This is a genomic window from Thalassobacillus sp. CUG 92003 (assembly GCF_013618635.1).
Taxonomy (GTDB): domain Bacteria; phylum Bacillota; class Bacilli; order Bacillales; family Halobacillaceae; genus CUG-92003.
In genome coordinates this window covers 119821-135091 of record NZ_JABLSJ010000010.1, presented here as the reverse complement: position 1 = coordinate 135091, position 15271 = coordinate 119821, and the positions used below count along the sequence as shown (strand labels likewise).

Sequence of the window (15271 nt, the reverse complement as noted above, 5' to 3'; positions counted from 1 at the left end):
CACCTATAAACACGAAATTGCGGTACATGTGTTTTAAACTCACCATCATTCGTTCTCCATGGCGATCCCTTCTTGATAAGCCTTCGCAAGTGCATTAACTTCTTCTTCAGTAATATCACACAGTTCAACGTCATCGCCGATATGTTTAATACGACTGAATAGCATGTCGCCGCCTCCTGAATAAAGGACATATTCCTTATGGTCCATTTCAATAATGGCGTCCACATGATATTCCACGTCTCGTCCAAATTCATCCTTAAACACAATAAGTTCTGGTTCTTCCGACTTCCTTGAGTGTGGCATAGCCGATCCCTCCTTATATGGCATATGGGTAGTGTTTACCGTGTTTTCATCAATATGTATTTAAATGGAAAGCTAAGTTTAATCCTCAAGGTTGACATTTCTTGAATGTTTGGATCCCGAGATATTCTGGTATAAGAGCTTGGACTGGATGGGGATCTAACTTGTATTTCCTCGTGGCTTGCTAATGGAAAAGTGAGGCGCAGGTGATCCGAATGGCTTTAGTGTCCGATAGCTAGGCAGCATAACCTTTCGTAGCGAAAAAACAGCTCGAAATATGCTAAGATAGCAGTATCCACCGGTGAGGAGTGTGCTATGAGCAGGACTGATAAAGAACTCTATGCTCTGATAGCAGATGGTGACAAAGGTACTTTAGAAGAAATTTATGACAAATATGAAAAACTACTGTATTCCTTTGCCATTAAGTTATCAGGGGACGCAACATTAGCAGAAGAAGTTTTGCAAGAAGTATTTATTAAAATATGGACACATAAGGCTGTATATCAGGAAAAGAAAGGAAAGTTTTCATCCTGGATCGTGACCGTGACGCGCTACACATGTATTGATTTGATTCGAAAGCGTAAGGATGAGAACGTTTCGTTGGAAGAGGAAACTGACATTCCTGAAGAGCAGGATCCTTCAACTGAAGACCTGGCGGAATGGCGTGAACAGGGGCAACTCATACGTCAGGCGATTCGCAACTTGGCAGAAGAGCAAACAATAATGGTGGATTTATTTTATTTTAAAGGCTTGACCCAAAGAGAGATAGCGGAGGAATGTAACCTACCGCTGGGAACAGTTAAAGGGCGAATACGATTAGCGTTAAAGCATTTAAACAGTGAACTGTCGAACATCCAAGAGAAAGGGGGCGTTCACGATGTATAAAGAATGCGAGAAAGTTATCGATTACTTTAATGGTCACCTCACAGAGCAAGAAGCGCAGGCATTTGAAGCACATTTAGAAACGTGTGAAGATTGTCAGGAAGAATTACGGGAACTACGAGAACTGACCGAGCATCTTCCTTTAGCATCTGAACCAGTTGAACCCCCGGCTGAAATGAAACAGAATGTGTTGGATGCTGCATTTACCGCCGGTGAAACGACCGATGAGGAACCGGAGGCGAATGAAGATAAGAGTTCATCGTCAGTCGACCGTTATAAAGAAAAGCAAGCAGAAAAGCGAAAACTGGATAAACCAGCGTGGCTCATGCCAGTGTTAGCTGCTGGACTGATATTCTCCTTAATGGGCAATATGTACGCTGTGTTTCAAACGACTCAGTCTGATGAGGACGAAGCACCACCCGTGGAATCCACTGATGAAGTGCTGCAGCGTGTCCAGCTTCAAGGTGAAGGGACGAACGCAAATGCTACAGCTGCCATGATCAATCAAGGGACAGAAGACATGTTGGTGGTTCAAGCCGGCTCACTCGACCCCTTGCAGGGAGATGAAGTTTACCAAGTTTGGCTAATTAACGATGATCAGCCTTATCGCGCCGGTTCATTTAAATCGAATCAGCAAGGTGAAGGAGCTGTCGCCTATTCAATGGCCCAACTGCAAAGTGAAGGTGATTGGGATGCGATTGCTATTTCTAAGGAACCGAATGCCAATAGTGAAACTCCTCAAGGCGAAGTTATGATGAGTTCAGAATTGTAAACGTGATACAAGCAGCCTGATTTATTCTTAGGCTGCTTGTTTTTTTTATGGCTGATGTTTATGTATGTCGTTAATAGTGTGGCCTTTGGATGAGAGAGCTCAGGTGGTAAAAATAGGCATCGAGCTATTTAAAAGTCTAAGACGAAAAGTCCCGAATTTTAATTTTTTTTTGGAAAACGAGTGATCCAATTTGTAATCCTCCTCGATAGCTAAGTGAATCATCATAATAAGGGAGGATTTTTAATCATGAACATGAAAAAAACATTTTTGGCATTACCGTTAAGTGCAGCTTTGTTAGTGCCTACCTCGATGGACGTGGTGAATGCAGATGAGCACAATATGCCGACAGTGGAAACGGAAGCTGTTGAACTGCGGGCTTCATTGGACAAGTTATTCAGTGAACATGCTTATCTTGCCGTAGAAACGATGCGAAAAAGTGCAGAAGGTGCTTCTGATTTTGAAGCTTCCGCCAATGCATTATCCGCCAATACGAATGAGCTCTCGCAGGCTGTAGCTTCTGTATATGGGGACGAAGCAGGGGAGAAGTTCAAAACAATGTGGTCTGAACATATCGGTTATTTTGTAGACTACGTTAAAGCAACAGGCAACGAAAATGAAGAAGCGAAAAAGCTGGCTTTAGATGAGCTTGATCAGTACCGCCAGGATTTCTCAAAATTCATGGCTGGTGCGACGGATGATCGCCTAAAATCCGATGAGCTTGCTGAAGGACTTCAAATGCACGTAAACCAACTGATTAGTGCTTTTGACAGCTATGTAGCAGGGGATTACGAGCAAGCCTATGCGAAAGAACGTGAAGCGATTGATCATATGTATGGTGTAAGTAAAGGCTTATCGAGCGCCGTTGTCGATCAGTTCCCTGACAAATTCAACAATACAAAAGCCGTGACACCGGCAGCTGATCTTCGCTCCAATTTGAACCATCTATTGAGCGAACACACTGGACTAGCTTCCATGGCTATGCAGAATGGCCTGGATGAATCTGAAGATTTCGATGCTTCGGTTCAAGCTCTTTCCAATAATACAGATGATCTGACCGCTGCCATTTCTTCCATCTACGGAGAAGAAGCTGGTCAAGAATTCAATAAGATATGGACCGGGCACATTGAAGATTTCGTAGCCTATGTAGAAGGTACGGCAGCTGAAGACGAAGCAAAACAGGAAGAAGCGATGAAAGCGTTGGAAGATTACCGTGATAACTTCGCTATGTTCCTTGAAGAGGCGACGGGCGGTGAACTTCAAGCCGATGCACTTGCGCCGAGTCTCCAACAGCATGCTGACTATCTATTCAACACCTTCGATCAGTACGCAGCTGAAGATTATGAAATGACATATCAAACATTAAGAGAATCTTATGCGCATATGTTTGCAGCATCTAAAGCCCTATCCTCCGGTTTTGTAGCCCAAAACCCTGACAAGTTCGCTTCAGAGATGCCATCAGAGATGCCAGATACCGGCATGGGTGGCTCGGCCGGTTCTAATGCGGACATTTAGGCCTTTGCCTCGATTATGGCTGCGTTAGGTGCAGCGGGTATCTATATCCGTAAAACCCATCACCAAAAACAATAATACAAGACTACCCTATTATCCTTAGCTGGACATCGCCTTGATCGATGTCCAGCTTTTTGTGTGATTCCTTACAAAATTGGGTAAGGTAATAGTAAATGAACGTTCAGTTGGGAGAGGTGATGGTATGTATTCGGTCACATTCAGTAAAATTTTGCAATTTATAGCTATAGGCATCATTGTTGGCGTTATCATTGGTTTCAGCGCAGTCCTTGGTTTCGGTTTAGACGGCTCTGTCTTTGTCGTTGCATTATTCCTCAGTATCATATGTGTATTTCTATCTGCTATGTATGCGGAGTTGTACCACATACGTGAAGCGGTAAATCGTCAGCGCAAATAGATCTAAATTATAAAAGGAGGGGCATTGTCTTCTCCTTTTTTTTACATATTGTCATTGTGTGTTTATATGACCGCATGGAGTGGAAATGAATTGAGGTATTAACATGTGATATGATGCGTTCATAAATCTACCTCTAGGAGTTCGCGGATGGATATACTTTTGATGTTAGGGTTATTTATTGTGGTTGGGGGAGGGGCTGGATTTGCAGCCTCGCGCTTGGCTATTTATGCAGAGGGCGTTAAAGAAAAAACACGCACGTCCTACGCCTTTATTGGCTTTCTTATTGGGGTGGCCATCTCCTTGCCGGAATTGACTTCAAGTGTGACGGCCATTGCAATTGATAGTCCGGATATCGCAGTGGGTAATCTTGTCGGCAGTAATTTATTCAATATAATGGGCTTAGCCATATTTGATGTCGTCTATCGCAAGCATCAAATCATGAGTTATGCCACTCAAGAAAGTAAGCTTTACGGATGGCTCGTTATTCTCATAACGCTGGCCGTTATGTTAGGACTCACGTTAACGTTACCGAGTCATTTCTTTCATATAAGTTATACGTCCATTTTGATCGTTTTAATTTATTTTGTCGGCGCTCACTATATAAATAATCGGACTGAGTATCAAGGGCGCAAAATATCACGAGGAAAAGGCTATTTTGACCGTTATTCATATAAGCAAGTAATGGTGCGTTTTATTGCCGGAGCGATTGGGATCATGGTCCTCGGCAGCATCCTGACAATAGTAGCCGATCGTTTAGCTGTGATGACAGGTTTAGGGGCATCCTTCGTTGGCTCATTTCTAGTGGCGGCGAGTACCTCACTCCCTGATGCGGTAAGCGTGGGGACCGCCTTGAAAATGAGAAACTTCAATTTGGCTATCAGTTCGCTGCTAGGCAGTAATGCTTTTAACCTTATGATCTTGGCTTTTACGGATGGCATCTATTTTCAAGGGAACCTGCTTCATGAAGCCAGCAAGGCAAATATTATCACAGCGGCCGTATCCATTCTCTTTATTCTATTACTGCTTTATAGCATTACAAGAAGGCATAAGCGAAGGATGTGGGTCTACCTTATCCCGTCTCTTTTGATTATTGTATTTTATTTTGTAGCAACTTATCTCGTCTTTGAGCTGAAATAATGAACATGGCCTCGGCTGCTAAATGCTGAGGCTATTTTTATAGCTTTGTTCGTTATGCATTAACATAGGCGTCTTTTTTGTAGCCTCGTTGTTCCCAGTAACCGGTGTGCTCTTGTTCAATTAACTCGATCCTGTTTAGCCATTTAACAGATTTATAAGCGTACATTTTTGGCACGATTAAGCGCACTGGACCGCCATTTTTATTATCAATTAATTCTCCGTCTATAAGCATCGCGACGAGCACATCGTCAGCCATTGCCTGCTCGATAGTCAGCGTATCCGTATAAACACCGTCTTGCGAATAGAATTTCACATAATTTGCTTCCTCCTTAACCCCGAATTTATTCAGCAAGTCCTTCATTTTGATGCCTTCCCACGTCACATGATAGACACTCCAGCCAGTCACACAGTGGAAATCAGAGACTTGAACGTTACGATTTAGGTTCACAAACTGTTCCCAGTTCCACTCCTGAGACTGTTCGACCAATCCGTCTATTTTGAAAGAAAAGGTTTTATCATTAATTTCAGGCATCTGAGTCACGGTATAATATCGAAAGTTTCCTTGTCTTCCTCCACCGACGGGCGGTTTTGATTTAGGTAAGGGATCGGGAAGGGGAGAGAAGGTCTCAGTGAGCGGCAGTGTCGAAGAAGGTGAACTCGAACTGATAGAAGAAGCAAAATAAGGCTTAAGCCATTGATAAATAAAGGGGGTAAAGATAAGGGCGATCGTCGCTCCTGTTCCTCTGCGCAGCAAGGTTCTGCGATCCATGATCGGATTGCCTTCTTCAATTACCATATGTTTCTCCTGCTGTTTTTTCTGTCGAAGCTTTTCCCAATTTTTAAACCATTGAGCCCGGGTAATACTATGGTAAATTAAGTACGGGACACCAATGTAAGTGAAGAGGTCGTGAATGACGAGGGCAATAGAACTTAATCCTGGGCCGACCTTTCTGTGAAACGTTAAAACTAATCCTGAAACAATGAGAGAAATCAGCACAAATAGCACAAAGTATAAATTGGTCCGATTATGTTTCCGTTTTCTCAAAGTCTTCAAATGTTTAGCAAGTTTAGGTCCGTACAGGAACAAAGGAAGTATACTGAGGAATCCAATCCAAACATGGCCCTCTCGAACCCAAATCCGTAATTGGGGGAACCACTGTCTAAAACTTGAGGAAACGAGCACAAACCCGGTTACAGCCAGAATAGTAAAAAGGATAGCGTTCCAATGGTGAATCTGTTTCAGTTTTTGTCCGAATTTATTCTGCAATTTGAACAACACGTGTTTATCCATTATTAACACTCCTTCCGTCCTTATCTAGGCAGCTGTACGGTAAAGGTGGATCCAATCCCTGATTTACTTGCCACACTAATCGTCCCATCATGAGCTTCAACAATGTGTTTAGCAATAGCGAGTCCAAGTCCAGTTCCGGCATACTGTTGATTTCGCGAAGCCTCCACTTGATAGGTACGCTTAAATATATGAGCTAAATGCTCAGTTTCTATGCCTTCTCCTTTATCTTCCACCTCTATAACAATGAACCGGTCTTGCTGACAGAAGCGGATACTAATAGCCGTATCTGGTTCCGAGTGACGGAGGGCATTATCCAGCAGATTTAATAAAACGCGCTTCATTTTCTCACGGTCCATATATACGTCCTCTATTCTTTCTGGGAAGTCAATGTGCACGTCTCTATCCTGTTCCTCTAAAATAAACCGCTTATGTTCCATGACTTCAAGCAGCCATTGATCGAGTGCCGTCCATTCTTTATGAAGCTGCATTGTTCCAGAATCATATACAGAAAGTTCAAATAACTGCTGGATCATTTGATCAAGACGTTCGACTTCAAGAGAGATAGTGCGCATGTACTGAGCTTTGGATTTTGGGTCTTCCACGATGCCGTCTTGAATCGCCTGTATGAAGGCCTGAATGGAAGCCATGGGGGTCCTTAAATCATGCGAAATATTCGCAACGAGTTCCCGTCTTGACTGTTCTGCTTGTTGAATCGCCTGAAACGAGTGACTTAACCGGGCGCTCATCTCGTTAAATTGTCGAGTCAGAGAGCGGATTTCCACAGGTCCTTCTTCTGGAATATTTGTTCCGAAATTAGTCTCACTGATATGAGAAGCTTCTCCGGCTAACCGTTTTATTGAGCGTTCTACGGGAGACGTAAGCAAGTAATACACCAAAAAAGAAATAAAAGCAGATAGCACGGTGAGCAGGGAAAGCCAGCCAATCATCGATACCGACAAAATCATATAGAAATAGCAAATAATTAAGAAAGTCGTCATGAGCAAAATACTGCTGCCATTTGCGAGCAGGAATATAGTTTTTATTTTCATGATGATTCCCCCGGGTCAAACTTGTAGCCAACTCCCCACACAGTTTCCAGTAAAGAGGGGTGGGAGGGATCTTGTTCAATTTTCTCCCGTAAACGGCGAAGGTGGACCGTCACCGTTGTCGTGTCCCCATCGTAATCGGTGTCCCAAACCTTCTGAAGGAGCTGGCTTCTGGAAAACACTTGCCGCGGATGAGAGACAAGCAATAACAGAAGGTCAAACTCCTTCGCGGTCAGAGAGACAGGCTTTTCGTGCGCAATCACTTCTCGTGTCCCTGTATCTAAAGTAATCCCACCACGTTCAATCCTAAAGTTAGTGTTCGATGTTGAGTCCGATGTTTGGGAGCTGATCAGACGAAAAATCGAGCGAACCCTCAATACCAATTCTTGTGGATTAAAAGGTTTGCTCATATAGTCATTCGCCCCGATGGTCAGGCCAAACAAACGATCATAATCTTCTGACTTAGCTGTAAGCATTAAAATCGGCATCTCATCTTCGGCACGGACCGTTTCGCAAACCTGCCAACCATCGACAATCGGCATCATTAAATCGAGAATCATTAAATCCAGGTGGTGGTTTCTCCACATATTTAAAGCTTCTCTGCCGTTTGCAGCTGTATAAATGTCGTAGCCTTCACGTTCTAAATAACGCCTGCACACATCGACAATGGAACCTTCATCATCGGCAATAAGCACGGACTTCTTCTCCAATGTTTTCACCCCTTAACGTTCGTTGTTTTTCTATATCATAGCATGAACGGAAAAGGGAATTTTTAATTCAATTACTGATTATCCATCTCATCACTGCCGCTCATGTCGTCTTCGCTCTCCATGTCAGAGTCACTGTCGCCCATATCATCTTCGTTTTCCATGTCAGAGTCGCTGTCGTTTATCTCACCTTCGTTCATGTCATCGCTCTCCATATTTTCCTGCTCTTGGTTATCCATCTGTTCCTCCCCGTTATTGTTGTCCTCCCCACTTGTCCCGCAGGCAGATAAAACCAATACACACATAAGACCAATCATTGGCATCCACTTTTTCATTTTACGTTACCTCCTTTCGATTTGATTTAAGTGTACGAGGCAGGACTTACAGATTACTTAAGAAATCCTTACAAAACTATTAATTATTTTTTCATTGAATGAACAGGTCGTAGCAAGGGGTAATATCGAAATTGAGTCAAAAAAAAGGAAATGGGTTCACATAAAAAGAAGCGAAGATTAACGGTATTTAAACTTGTTTCACTGAGGGCAGTTAGTCGAAAATAAATAGGCTATATTCTGGAGGAGGATAAGGTGCTAGAGAAGATCCACTATTGGTCATTTATCGGTTCATTTATTTGTGTGTTCTTATTTCTAATAGTATCGTTCTCAGGTTGGTTCAGTAATTCCATAATGTGGGTGCATCCTTTAACAATCGTTTTAACTTTTTCGTTAGTTACATTTCTTGTTGGCGTATGGGGGTTTGCAGGTATTAGGAACTGGAAAGGCATGACGAGAAGTTTATTCACAGTTGTAATAGCAATTGGTTTGGCTGTTTTTATAAGTTGTATATTACTGTTCGGAAATTTATTTAATTAACGAAGGTGTTTGCAAGAATTTCACTTAAAATACCTTGAATTTAAATCGGCCATACAGGGAGCAAAACAACAAATCATGAAGCGGGCGATTATTGAATCATAATAGTCACCTTTTCTTTAATGAATAAAGTAATTCTTACCAAGGAGTAAGCGTTTTCTAATAGCGATTTAGTTTATAGAAAGTAAAGCGGAAAGTGTAATGATACAATTAAAGTAAGAGTTGAATGACAACATATTTGGTTTTTTAATACAAAGAAAAGCGAAAGGGTGAGGACCATGGCAGAAAACGAACAGCTATCTAATGAATCAAAAATTAACCAAGCCGAGAAGGAAGTCATTAATGCGATTGCAGAAACGATGGATTTATATGGGATAACCCCGTCAATTGGTCGACTTTATGCCACCATGTATTTTAAACAGAATCCCATGACCCTTGATGAAATGAAAGACGAGCTTGGTATGACAAAACCTAGTATGAGCACTGCGGTTCGCAATTTACAGGAGATTAACATCGTCCGGAAAGTATGGCAAAAAGGTTCCAGGAAGGACCATTTTGTGGCTGAGAAAAACTTTTTCAATTATTTCAACCGATTTTTCGGAGGTAAATGGAAAAGGGAAGCTGACATAAATCTATTCGCTATCAAACAAGCAGAGGATCAACTTCTCGAGGTTATTGAAAATGAGAAAGACGACGAACATTTACTGGAAAGAGCCAGGCAAGATCTTGAACAATTAGAGGAATATAAACAATACTGTTACTGGCTTCAACAACTAGTGGATTCCATCGAGTCTGGGGAAATCTTTGACTTTTTACCGATAAACAATTCAGGGAGATGAGCACTTGAGCCAAGATAAAGAAACACCTGAGAGAAAAAGAGAAAGAATGAGGCAGGAGGAATTAAAAAGAAATCCGGCTGGCAGTGGTCATGGGGGGATACTTTCTGATTTGGTTGGGGGCTTAGGTTGGAAAGGCACAGGCATACTTGTCATTATGATCATCATCGTATTTTTCATTGCGGCATTCTTTTTAAACTAGTGAAGGAGTGGAATCGGGGAAGGTCATGTATGCAAAAATAGAAGCTTTTATGGTTAGAAAATTTATTGTAACGTTCTTTTCTAGTACGGTGGTTTCGTACGTGCTAGGATTATTTTACATAGCGCAAGACCATAACCTTGTTTATAATCTCGGTAACCAATTCATTGGTTGGTTCTTACTTAATTTTCTCTATGTCGGGGCCATTATTTTAATCTATGGAAACATAGTCTCAGCCGGCATAGCATGCTTACATAGAAAATGGTTTCCGAACCTGGATTGGTTACATATTTTAATTCTTGGAGTATTCGGTTTAGGAAACGGACTATTCTTTCAGGAATGGTTCATGGCTTATTGCGGTATGGCAGCTGCTGTTCTTTATGGAATCATTGATAAGTGGCTTAATAAGAGAAACAGGGAGAACAAGACAAGGAGAGCGTTTATCCTTCTCCCAATCGGTTGCTTAATTATTACGTGGGGCTTATTGCAATTAAGTTCTCCCTCATTGCCCCCTTTTACAAAGCAAGATGCTGTGGACAACGTAATAGAAGATGAAAGCACAGTCTTCCCGCAAGAAATCGGTAAGCGAACGCGTGAATTTGAAGGCTATCACGTCGTAAGGGAAACAGAGGCCGAAGAAATAAGGGATGAGGTGTATATCGTTCGTTTTTCGGAGCATTGGCGTAAGGGTTCGAATCAAGGGACGTGGTCGACAGCTTATAAAGTTAACCGAAACAGCTTAACAACAAAAGGGAGTACTGGGGTTTTGCCCCCTTATTACGGGAGTTCCAATGAGAAATAGATCAAGAAGGAGGAACAGTTTTGGAGACAGAACAATTGGTTCGTAAATTGTCCTCCATGGAGAATGGCGAAAGGTGTATCCTCGGAGTGGATGGTCTAAGTCGTTCGGGTAAGACAACCTTTGCACATAAGCTGAAAAGTTCTCTGATAGATCAACCTTATCCGATTGTTATATACCATATCGATGATTATATCGTTGATCACGCGCGCCGCTATCATACAGGGTATGAAGAATGGTATGAGTATTATTATTTACAATGGGATGTCGAAAAGCTGCAAAGGGAATTATTCCAAAACTTAAGAGGAGAATCAGAGGGTGCGCTGATCATCGTAGAAGGTGTCTTCCTCCAACGAAAAGAATGGCGAGATTATATCGATTATGTCGTCTATTTAAAATGTTCGAAAGAAGAACGATTTAATCGAGAGAGTCAGGATACACAACAGAATGTAGAGAAATTCCGAAACAGATATTGGAAAGCGGAAGATTATTATATAAATACGGTAGATCCTGAAAGGAAGGGAGATTTAGTTTTATAAAAGATTACATCAACTGTGAAAAAAAATTCAAGGACCACCTCTTTGTAAGAAGCGGTGGTGACATGGGATGAGCTGCTTGTTGTGACTAGAGCACTTCATGCGTGAGAACCATGGTGGCAAAAAAAAAGGGGGGCTTCCAAGGTAGGAAGCCCCCAGATATATTATTGACAGCGTGCTTATTGAGAGAGATTAATGGGCACGAGAAGGTTGTTTCTTGTCTTTACGGCTGGACCGGAACGGAAACCACCAGTTCCATTTGCCTAATAACTTCATGAGACTAGGAACAAGCAACAGCCGGATGATCGTGGCATCAATTAAGATGGCAATGGCGATCCCGATGCCAATTTGTTTAACGGGTACGACCCCTGTAAAGGCGAAGGCTCCCGTGATGACAATCATAATCAGCGCGGCTGAGGTAATGATTTTACTTGTTGTTGCCAACCCTTCTACCGTGGCATAGCTGTTATCGCCTGTCTCCAGATAAAATTCGTGGATTCGGGAAATTAAAAAGACTTCATAATCCATGCTGAGACCAAAGACGAGGCTGAACACAATGACAGGCAGAATCAAGGCAATTGTTGACGGTTCTAAGCCTAGATGTCCACCCTGGAACAGCCACACGAGTATGCCGAATGTCGAAGCCAGACCGATAATATTCATTAAAATCGCCTTTAATGGTATGATGATTGACCGAAAAGCGATCATGAGGATGAGGAACGTTGATGAGATGATGATGGCCAGGGTCAGTCCGAGCTTATCGTAGATCTCATCATAGATTTCCTGATTGAATTTCGGCTGGCCGCCGAAATCCATCGCCACATCCCAGTCTTTCTGGCTCCATTCCTTGGCTAAGTCTTGTGCTTCATCGGAACTTGCTTCCACAGATAAATTCACGGGAATCATCAGCTGCTCATCCTGTACAAATTGCTCGATTGCGGGTTCTAATGATTGACGCGTTTCAGGCTGCTCGAGCGCAGCAGTGAGCTCCTCGGGGGTCTCCGTTTCACTCGCGTTATAAAGTGTATCGACAGACTGAACGTGTTCATGGTCAGCAAATGTGTCCTGCAAGTCTTTCATTTTGTCTAAACCTTCTTCGTTCAACCAATCGCCGCTGCGATCAGCTACGACATAGATGGTGCTTTCACCATTGGTCATTAAGTCGTCCTGAATCGTTTCAAAGGCTCCGCGGGAATCGTAACTTGTCGGTAAAGCTTCCACATCAGGAATGGAAAGGTTCATATTCGTAACCGGAATAATCCCGATGAATAACAAAGCGAGCGCTGTAGCGGTAATGGTAATCGGGCGCTTCATAACCCGCCGGGCAAACGTTCTCCAGCGTGGTGTCGCATCTTTTGCTGCGGGAATGAGCCGCCATTTATTGATTCTCGGCCCTATCAGATAAAGGAGAGAAGGTAAAAGGGTTAGTGATGATAAAACTGCTAACGCTATGACCACGGTTCCGCCGATTGCGATATTCATAAATATATCAACTTGGATGACACTCATAGCACCTAATCCAATAAATACACACACAGCCGAAAAGATAATGGAGCGTCCGGCCGTTTCGATGGTCGTTTTAAGGGCATCACCCTTTTCTTGTTTTTCATATTCTTCTCGGTAACGGTTAATGAACAATAAAGCAAAATCGATACTCAACGCAATCCCGATCATCGGGGCGATATTTAAGATGAAGATGGAAAGCTGGATCTCATCCCCCATCAAGGCGAGAATGCCAAAGCCTAAAATAATGGTAACAGCTGCGATAATCATAGGCAGTAAGGACGCTAACAACGTCCCGAAAGCAAAAACCAGGACAATTAAAGCAACAGGCATCCCGATTAACTCAGCATTTTTTAAGTCGGTTTGGCTTGCCTTATTGATATCCTCAGAAATGACAGGCTGCCCAGTGACCGTCACGTTCGATTGGTCGCTGGTAATATTTTCTATGTCTTTAATCACCTCAGGCATGTTTGACGGCTCTTCGTCAAAATGCACAGCAGCATAGGCTGAATTGCCATTCCGCATCTCCTCGTCATTCAGTGGCGAATCGATACGGTCCGAAACGTCCAGCTCTTCTATGTCTTGGATTGTTTCGTCTACAGTTGTTTCAAACGTTTCGTCAGACGTGCCGGATTCTTGTTCAAAGAGAACAAGAATGCTTGATTCAGGGAAATTGAATTGCTCGACCAATGTCTGGTCAACCTGTTCGAATTCTCCATCTGTCCGAAAGCCATCTCCTTCGAGCAAGGAGGGCAATTGGATCGCAAAATAACCTAATAGAACGGCTGCGACCAGCCATGTAAATAGAAATAATTTATGGAATTTAACAATCATTTGCCCCATTTTTTTCATGGTTTTCCAATCTCTCCTTCAGTGAATTTCACGTATTTTATGATACGCTAGTTGTAAATTATTGAAAACTAATATACTCACTCCTGTGCCATGTGAGATGACTTATAGGTGTAAAGGGCTAGGGAAAGAGGAATAGGTGTAGTAAAGTAAAAAGGGGTAATATGAAATGGAAATTCCTCAAGAGGTTATGCGAAAAGCTGAAAAAAGAATGGAGCCTTTCGATACAGAAGGGTTTGTGCTAGGCGGCGGCAGACAAGACGCTGAGATTATGGTCGTCGGTGAAGCCCCAGGTGAATTAGAAGCGGAAAAAGGAGAACCGTTCGTGGGGCGTGCTGGCAATGAATTGGACAAACAATTGCATTATTTAGGCATCGAACGTGACGATATGTACATTACGAGTGTGGTGAGGAGCAGACCATATAAATGGGTGAAAACGAATAAAAAAGGCAGCGGAGGCATGCGCAAAGCCAATCGCAAACCGAATGCAAAGGAAATCTTTGCTCATGCTCCGATCCTCGATTACCAGATTGAAACGATAAACCCGTCGGTCATTATTGCGCTTGGTGGGGTTGCTTATCAACGGTTAACGGGAAGACAGGATAAACTCTCTGATGTATTAGGGACACCCATTACCACTCAGTTGCAAAAATTAGACGAGGAGAGAGGAGAATATGTGGAGACGGAGCAATCATCAGTTATATTCCCGCTCTATCACCCGGCGGCCGTGTTTTATAACCCGACTATAAAATCGACCATTTATGAAGCGCTTGATGAATTGAGGGGATATTTGACAGCCAAGGCGTTAATATGAGCGGGACCAGGTGATAGGCTAAATCCGTTATCGAGCGAGCGGAATGCTTTCATCGACTGAGAAAACGAAATAACCGGTTTGGCCCTGCTCAGTATCGGCAGGTCTTATCCCGTTATGGTAGCCTCGCATCGCAAGGAACTGATCGGGGTCTTTATTATGAATCGTGTAGACCTTTTTGGAACCTAAAGCGCTTCGTGCCGTTGAGTGAGTCGTTTGATTTTGATCGACTTCGCCAACGACGTCCCCTAATTCAGTAGCAGTAACGGTTTGCTGGGTTTGATAAAATGTCTTTCCTTCAAATGTGAACGCAAGTGGTTGGAAACGGAGTTCTCGTGCTGATTCGGATGGTTTCTCGAATGGATGGGATGTACGGTGGTGCTTCAAATCGGAATCCACGTGTTTTTCCGAATGAGGTTCGGCCTGGTTTACAGAAGGCGGCGTTTTTTGCCCTGGAAGAGAGCATGCAGTCATTAAGATGAGTGCAACGAGAGGCAGTGCGTATTTCAACCACATGGTCATATTATGTTTATTCATTGCGCGTAATGCAACACATAAGCTCGAGTTGTTATGGCGTTCCTTTAATGGGTTACCATTAAGATTTGTCAAAGTGGACCTCCTTTGGGCCAGCTAGCAGCTTTACATAATTGGTCGTTCGGCACACCACTTACGTCCGACTCATCTTATAAGTCGATATTCGCAAGGGTAGGGTTTCACAAACGGCAAAAATAAACAGATCAATCAGAATGGGTCACGTAATTGCTATAATGATGTTCGACATATGGCGATAAAGCCCTGTAAATATAACAG

General features: G+C 42.9%; 17 protein-coding genes. 10 read left to right on the top strand and 7 right to left on the bottom strand.

Going from position 1 to position 15271, the window contains the following annotated elements:
• Positions 1–45 precede the first annotated feature (45 nt).
• A complete protein-coding gene (locus tag HOP45_RS15430) occupies positions 46–303 on the bottom strand; it encodes a DUF1292 domain-containing protein (RefSeq protein ID WP_181350271.1) in 258 nt (85 codons plus the stop codon).
• Between the two features lie 312 nt (positions 304–615).
• Here HOP45_RS15430 and HOP45_RS15425 point away from each other — a divergent pair, with 312 nt between their 5' ends.
• From HOP45_RS15425 to HOP45_RS15405, 5 genes are all read left to right on the top strand, one after another.
• Positions 616–1185 (top strand): RNA polymerase sigma factor, encoded by a 570-nt coding sequence (locus tag HOP45_RS15425; protein WP_181350270.1) that lies wholly within the window; start codon positions 616–618, stop codon positions 1183–1185.
• The gene (locus HOP45_RS15420; protein WP_181350269.1) at positions 1178–1954 is read left to right on the top strand and encodes an anti-sigma factor; all 777 of its coding nucleotides are present in this window, start codon (positions 1178–1180) and stop codon (positions 1952–1954) included. Before HOP45_RS15425 ends, HOP45_RS15420 begins: the two co-directional genes overlap by 8 nt.
• 246 nt (positions 1955–2200) lie before the next feature.
• On the top strand, positions 2201–3466 hold the full coding sequence (locus HOP45_RS15415) for a copper amine oxidase (protein WP_181350268.1): 1266 nt from the start codon (positions 2201–2203) through the stop codon (positions 3464–3466).
• Positions 3467–3665: 199 nt separating this feature from the next.
• Positions 3666–3878, top strand: a complete 213-nt coding sequence (locus HOP45_RS15410; protein WP_181350267.1) for a hypothetical protein — start codon at positions 3666–3668, stop codon at positions 3876–3878.
• Positions 3879–4025: 147 nt separating this feature from the next.
• Positions 4026–5015, top strand: coding sequence for a sodium:calcium antiporter (locus tag HOP45_RS15405; RefSeq protein WP_181350266.1), 990 nt, complete (start codon positions 4026–4028; stop codon positions 5013–5015).
• A gap of 52 nt (positions 5016–5067) precedes the next feature.
• On the opposite strand, the gene HOP45_RS15400 is transcribed toward HOP45_RS15405, so the two are convergent.
• The 4 genes from HOP45_RS15400 to HOP45_RS15385 form a co-directional block, all read right to left on the bottom strand.
• A complete protein-coding gene (locus HOP45_RS15400; RefSeq protein ID WP_181350265.1) occupies positions 5068–6306 on the bottom strand; it encodes a molybdopterin-dependent oxidoreductase in 1239 nt (412 codons plus the stop codon).
• 20 nt (positions 6307–6326) lie between these two features.
• The gene (locus HOP45_RS15395) at positions 6327–7355 is read right to left on the bottom strand and encodes a HAMP domain-containing sensor histidine kinase (protein ID WP_181350264.1); all 1029 of its coding nucleotides are present in this window, start codon (positions 7353–7355) and stop codon (positions 6327–6329) included.
• Positions 7352–8062 carry a response regulator transcription factor gene (locus HOP45_RS15390; protein WP_181350263.1) on the bottom strand — a complete coding sequence of 237 codons (711 nt, stop codon included), beginning with the start codon at positions 8060–8062 and terminating at the stop codon, positions 7352–7354. Before HOP45_RS15390 ends, HOP45_RS15395 begins: the two co-directional genes overlap by 4 nt.
• A gap of 71 nt (positions 8063–8133) precedes the next feature.
• Positions 8134–8394 (bottom strand): hypothetical protein, encoded by a 261-nt coding sequence (locus tag HOP45_RS15385; RefSeq protein ID WP_181350262.1) that lies wholly within the window; start codon positions 8392–8394, stop codon positions 8134–8136.
• Positions 8395–9206: 812 nt separating this feature from the next.
• Between HOP45_RS15385 and cudC the strand changes: the two genes are divergently transcribed.
• The 4 genes from cudC (at position 9207) to HOP45_RS15365 (ending at position 11301) form a co-directional block, all read left to right on the top strand.
• A complete protein-coding gene (gene cudC / locus HOP45_RS15380) occupies positions 9207–9767 on the top strand; it encodes a choline uptake/conversion transcriptional regulator CudC (RefSeq protein WP_181350261.1) in 561 nt (186 codons plus the stop codon).
• Positions 9768–9771: 4 nt separating this feature from the next.
• The gene (locus HOP45_RS15375; protein ID WP_181350260.1) at positions 9772–9966 is read left to right on the top strand and encodes a DUF6366 family protein; all 195 of its coding nucleotides are present in this window, start codon (positions 9772–9774) and stop codon (positions 9964–9966) included.
• Positions 9967–10066: 100 nt separating this feature from the next.
• Entirely contained in the window at positions 10067–10765 is a 699-nt protein-coding gene (locus HOP45_RS15370; protein WP_181350259.1) for a hypothetical protein, read from the top strand.
• 20 nt (positions 10766–10785) lie between these two features.
• Entirely contained in the window at positions 10786–11301 is a 516-nt protein-coding gene (locus HOP45_RS15365; RefSeq protein WP_370458047.1) for an AAA family ATPase, read from the top strand.
• A gap of 189 nt (positions 11302–11490) precedes the next feature.
• Here HOP45_RS15365 and HOP45_RS15360 read toward each other — a convergent pair whose 3' ends face one another.
• Entirely contained in the window at positions 11491–13653 is a 2163-nt protein-coding gene (locus HOP45_RS15360) for an MMPL family transporter (protein ID WP_181350258.1), read from the bottom strand.
• 166 nt (positions 13654–13819) lie between these two features.
• Here HOP45_RS15360 and HOP45_RS15355 point away from each other — a divergent pair, with 166 nt between their 5' ends.
• The gene (locus tag HOP45_RS15355) at positions 13820–14464 is read left to right on the top strand and encodes a uracil-DNA glycosylase (protein ID WP_181350257.1); all 645 of its coding nucleotides are present in this window, start codon (positions 13820–13822) and stop codon (positions 14462–14464) included.
• A 27-nt stretch (positions 14465–14491) separates the two neighbouring features.
• On the opposite strand, the gene HOP45_RS15350 is transcribed toward HOP45_RS15355, so the two are convergent.
• Complete coding sequence (locus HOP45_RS15350) at positions 14492–15070, bottom strand: hypothetical protein (RefSeq protein ID WP_181350256.1); 579 nt, start codon at positions 15068–15070, stop codon at positions 14492–14494.
• Positions 15071–15271 lie beyond the last annotated feature (201 nt).